Origin of the sequence: Microbacterium sp. B24 (genome assembly GCF_000333415.1) — a bacterium.
In the GTDB taxonomy this organism is placed as follows: Bacteria; Actinomycetota; Actinomycetes; order Actinomycetales; family Microbacteriaceae; genus Microbacterium.
This window is the reverse complement of sequence record NZ_BADB01000441.1, coordinates 1-5203: the sequence shown is the minus strand read 5'-3', so window position 1 is coordinate 5203 and position 5203 is coordinate 1. Positions and strand designations below refer to the sequence as shown.

Annotated in this window: 5 protein-coding genes; 3 read left to right on the top strand and 2 right to left on the bottom strand. The window is 69.0% G+C overall.

What is annotated here, in order from left to right; all coding sequences use genetic code 11:
* From I5I_RS13170 to I5I_RS13160, 3 genes are all read left to right on the top strand, one after another.
* On the top strand, window positions 1-2352 hold a 2352-nt coding region (locus tag I5I_RS13170; protein WP_036320580.1), incomplete at its 5' end, for an AAA family ATPase.
* A 65-nt stretch (window positions 2353-2417) separates the two neighbouring features.
* A complete protein-coding gene (gene ftsY / locus I5I_RS13165; protein ID WP_036320575.1) occupies window positions 2418-3290 on the top strand; it encodes a signal recognition particle-docking protein FtsY in 873 nt (290 codons plus the stop codon).
* A gap of 48 nt (window positions 3291-3338) precedes the next feature.
* Window positions 3339-3839, top strand: a complete 501-nt coding sequence (locus tag I5I_RS13160; protein ID WP_036320573.1) for a DUF2004 domain-containing protein — start codon at window positions 3339-3341, stop codon at window positions 3837-3839.
* Window positions 3840-3863: 24 nt separating this feature from the next.
* Here the strand turns inward: I5I_RS13160 and lipA are convergent, their stop codons facing one another.
* Together lipA and I5I_RS13150 are read right to left on the bottom strand one after the other, a co-directional pair.
* Window positions 3864-4877 carry a lipoyl synthase gene (gene lipA, locus I5I_RS13155; RefSeq protein WP_051039627.1) on the bottom strand — a complete coding sequence of 338 codons (1014 nt, stop codon included), beginning with the start codon at window positions 4875-4877 and terminating at the stop codon, window positions 3864-3866.
* Window positions 4878-4888: 11 nt separating this feature from the next.
* Window positions 4889-5203, bottom strand: a 315-nt coding sequence (locus I5I_RS13150) for a lipoyl protein ligase domain-containing protein (RefSeq protein ID WP_036320571.1), incomplete at its 5' end; no start/stop codon positions are given.

Genomic DNA, 5203 nt, shown 5'->3' with positions numbered 1-5203 from the left:
GAGCTCGGTCCCGGGGATCCTCTAGAGTCCGCAGCATCCCGCCTGGACGCTGTGCGCGCGGGCGTCGAACGCCAGCAGCGTGCGCTCGACGCGGCCCTGGCGCGGCGCGCAGAAGCGGAAGAGGCACTCACAGGGGTCGATCCCGAACTGGTCACCGAGGGATCCTCTGCCGAGCACGCTGCCGCTTACGAGCGTGCGCAGCGCGACGCCACCGCCGCCGAGAATGAGGTCGGGGCGATCCGTGAGCGGCTTCACGCCGCCGAACGCGAACGCGAATCGCTGACGGCGCAGACCGCGGCGCTCGGACGGGCGCTGGATGTCCGCAACGCCGCGGCCGAGATGATCGCGGTCGGAGGCGCCGGCATCCGCGGCCTGGTCGGCGACGCGGTCAAGGTGCGCTCGGGATACGAGGCGGCGATCGCAGCCGCGCTGGGGGCGCTCGCGGACGGGCTGCTCGTCGACGACATCGACGCGGGTATCGCCGCCGCTCGTGCTGCGCGCGACGCCGACCTCGGCCGGCTCGACATCACGATCGCCGACGTGGACGCGAGTGCGCCGGCAGCGGCGATCCCCGAGGGAGCGATCGCCGCTGCGGAGGTGGTGACTGCACCGGCCGGCATCCTCGGCATCCTCGCCCGTGTCCTGATCGTCGACGACCTCGACTCCGCGCACGCCGTTCGCCGCAGGATCATCGACGTTCCGGATGCCGCGACGACGATCGTCACGCGTGCGGGCGAGCGGGTGACGTCCTACACGATCCACGCCGGCTCCGGGGCCGGTCGCTCGCGGCTGGAGCTGGCGGCGGAGCGAGATGCCGCCGCCGAACGCCTCGCGGAGATCACGGTCGTCGCAGACTCGCTCCGCGAGGCTCTCTCGGACGCCCAGACGACCTGGAACGACGCACGGGCGCGGACGAAGGATGCGCTTCAGAGCCTGCGCGAACACGATGCCGCCCTCGCGGCGCACACCGAGCAGGTCAACCGCGCCACCGTGCGTCATGAGGCAGCCGTCGCGGAGTGCGAGCGGTTGGAGGCCGGGCTCGCTCAGGCGTCGCCCGCGGTCGCGGATGCCGAGAGAGCAGCACGCGTCGCCAACGACGCCTTCGAGGGTGCCCAGCAGGCTCCCCGCCCCATCCTGGACGCCTCCGCGCGTGACGGTCTGCTCGACGCTCTGGAGAGTGCGCGCGACCGCGAGATGCGCGCACGTCTGGATGTCGAGACGCTGCGCGAGCGCGTGCGCGCCGGAGAGGGACGTGTCGATCAGCTCGTGCGCCAGCGCGAACGCGAGCGCGCGGCGGCGGCGGAGGCCGCCCGCCGCGCCGTGATCCGTCGTGCACAGCGTGCACTGGCGGCCGAGGTCGCAGATGCGCTGCCGCCGGTACTGGACTCGGTCGATCGTTCGGTCACCCAGGCACGCGTGGAGCTTCAGCTCGCCGAGCAGGCACGCACCGCGCTGACCGCCGAACTGACCTCACTGCGCGCCGAGGAGGCGACCGTGCGCGAGCGGCTCGGGCGACTCACCGAAAGCGTCCACGGACTCGAGTTGCAGATGCACGAGAAGCGCCTGCACGTCACGAGTCTGCTGGACCGCGTCCGATCCGAGTTGAGCCTCGACGAACATATTCTGGTTGCGGAATACGGCCCCGATGTTCCGCTGCCCTCGGACGAAGGCGAAGAGGGCGTGGCGTACGACCGGGCGGCGCAGCGCAAGAGACTGCAGGATGCCGAGCGCAAGCTCGGCCAGCTCGGGCGCGTCAATCCGCTCGCGCTCGAGGAGTACGCCGCGCTCGAGCAGCGGCACGCGTTCCTCACCGAGCAGCTCGCCGATCTCGTCCAGACGCGCTCCGACCTGCAGACGATCATCGCGGAGCTCGACGAACGCATGCAGACCATCTTCCTCGCGGCTTTCGAAGACACGCGCGTCGCTTTCGGCGAGGTGTTCCCGATTCTGTTCCCGGGCGGCTCCGGCAGCATCTCCCTGACCGACCCGGACAATCCTCTGACGACGGGGATCGAGGTCTCGGTGCGTCCCGTCGGCAAGAAGATCGAGCGTCTGTCGCTGCTGTCCGGCGGAGAGCGCTCTCTCGCCGCCGTCGCGCTGCTGACCGCGATCTTCATGGCGCGACCGAGCCCCTTCTACATCCTCGACGAGGTCGAAGCCGCCCTCGACGACGCCAATCTCGGCAGACTGCTCGGCGTGTTCGAGAAGCTCCGCGCGTCCAGCCAGCTGATCGTGATCACCCATCAGAAGCGCACGATGGAGATCGCGGACGCGCTCTACGGGGTCTCGATGCGGCAGGACGGCGTCTCCGCGGTGGTCGGCCAGCGCGTCCGCGAACGCGCCGACGCGTGATCCCCAGAACGCGGGCGTACGTCGCGGCGAGAGGGGTGGAGCGCTCCGACCCGTAGGCTGAAGTCATGGCGGAGAACTCCTGGTCGCTCGGCCGCGCCCTGCGCGGCATGTTTGTGAAGCCGACGATCGACGACAACACGTGGGAGGACCTCGAGACGGCACTTCTCACCGCCGACTTCGGTCCCGACATCACCGAGCGGATCGTCGACGAGCTCCGTGAGAAGGTCGAGCGGTTCCGCACGACCGATCCGCGCGATCTCCAGCGGATGCTCAAAGAGACCCTGGAAGAGCGTTTCGCGAAATTCGACACCACCCTCCGGCTCACCGAGCGTCCCGCTGTCGTCCTCGTCGTCGGGGTGAACGGCGTCGGCAAGACGACCACGATCGGCAAGTTCGCGAAGTTCCTCCAGCGCTATGGTCGTTCCGTCGTCGTCGGCGCCGCCGACACCTTCCGTGCGGCGGCCGTCGATCAGCTGGCCACGTGGGCAGAGCGGGGGGGAGCGGCGATCGTCCGCCCCCAGCACGAGGGCCAGGACCCGGCATCGGTCGCCTTCCAGACCATCGACTACGCCAAGCAGAACGGCGTCGAGATCGTCCTCGTCGACACTGCCGGACGCCTCCACACGAAGGGTGGGCTCATGGACGAGCTCACGAAGATCCGCCGCGTCATCGAGAAGCAGGCGCCCATCAGCGAGGTGCTGCTCGTTCTCGATGCGACCACGGGGCAGAACGGTGTCATGCAGGCCGAGGCCTTCCTCCAGCACGCCGGCGTCACCGGTCTCGTGATCACGAAGCTCGACGGTTCGGCCAAGGGCGGCTTCGTTCTCGCCGTTCAGGAACGCACCGGCATCCCCGTCAAGCTCCTCGGCCAGGGTGAAGGCGTCGGTGACCTGACCGGCTTCACGCCGCACGTGTTCGCCTCGGCGCTCGTGGACTGATCGCGCAGCGGGGTCGCGCACGGACGCCGAGGATGGTTGCATAGGGTCATGGCGATCGAGCACGACTACTTCGGGCTGTTGGAGTCCGGGCCGGACGGATCCATCTTCTGGTCCGAGGTCGTCGACTTCGCCGACCAGCGGGTCACCGTCGATCTGACCGCACCCGATCAGGACGACGTTTCCGCCGCCGCACTCGATGTCGCGGCCGCCATGATCAATGCGCTGGAGCAGATCGACCTGCAGGCCCGCAACGCGATGGTGGCCGAGCTCGACGACCGTACCAGCGAGGTCACCGAGTACCTCCTTCAGCAGCAGGAGGCGCTGGGAGAAGATCTGGAAGACGTCCTCGTCGACATCTCCGGCGACACGCACATCGACATCATCCGGTCGCTGCAGCTCGTGAGCATGACGATCCTCGCCGACGAGCACGGTGGAACGGATCCCTTCGCCGTCCTCGAGTACGCCCTCGACCCCGACGCCACCGATGAAGTGCTGCTGGTGAATCTGACCAGCGACGGCGACGTGCAGTCGGTCACCAGCGCCGACTGACCGTCGTCCGCGGTGCCGCGCGCCTCACACCGCTTGCGCGAAGCCGAGCTCGGTGTCGGCGAGGTGCGACAGGTGTGCCGGGATTTCCCGTCCCTTGGCGACCATCGACTGGGCCCACAGCCGCCCCGCCCGGTAGGACGATCGAACCAGGGGACCGGCCAGAATGCCGAGAAAGCCGATCCGCTCTGCCTCCTGCTTGAACGCCACGAACTCGTCCGGCTTCACCCACCTCGCAACCGGAAGGTGCCGAGGCGAGGGCCGCAGGTACTGAGTGATCGTGATGATGTCGGTGCCGGCCTCGTGCAGGTCCTGGAGGGCCTGGATGACCTCCTCCGGCTCCTCGCCCATGCCGAGGATGAGGTTCGACTTCGTGATCAGCCCTGCGGCCCGCGCCTGCGTGAGCACGTCGAGCGAGCGCTCGTACCGGAAGGCGGGCCGAATGCGCTTGAAGATACGGGGAACGGTCTCGACGTTGTGCGCGAAGACCTCGGGACGAGCCGCGAACACCTCATCGAGGAGACGAGGCTCCCCGTTGAAGTCCGTGGCAAGCAGTTCGACGCCGGTTCCCGGATTGACGGCATGGATCTGCCGGATGGTCTCGGCATTGAGCCAGGCGCCGCCATCCGGGAGGTCGTCGCGCGCGACGCACGTGACGGTGGCGTAGCGCAGCTGCATCCGACGCACGCTGTCGGCGACGCGTCGCGGCTCGTCCGTGTCGTAGTCGGCCGGCTTGCCGGTATCGATCTGGCAGAAGTCGCAGCGCCGCGTGCACTGCGACCCACCGATCAGGAAGGTGGCCTCCCGATCCTCCCAGCACTCGTAGATGTTGGGACATCCCGCTTCCTGGCAGACCGTGTGCAGCCCCTCGCCCTTCACGAGCGACTGCAGCGCCTGGTACTCCGGACCCATCTTCGCCTTCGTGCGAATCCACTCGGGCTTTCGCTCGATCGGCGTCTGCGCATTGCGCACCTCGAGGCGCAGGAGCTTCCGGCCCTCGGGGACGTTCGCGGGGCCGGCTTCGCCGCCGGTCGGGGTGATGCCGCAGGCGCTCACGCGGCCACCTCCGCGGGCGCGGCGAACGAAGCGCGGAAAGCGTCGGCGACCGCAGCATGCACGTCGGCGGGAGAGACGTCGCGACCCAGTACCTCGCTGATGGTCGTCACCCCGGCATCCGAGATGCCGCACGGCACGATCTGTGAGAAAGGACGAAGCGAGTTGTCGCAGTTGAGGGCGAAGCCGTGCATCGTGACGCCGCGCTGGACGCGGACGCCGATCGCTGCGATCTTGTCCTCGGAGAGCGGGCGGCGCACCCAGACGCCGGAGCGTCCCTCGACGCGGTAGCCGTCGACGCCCAGCGTCCCAAC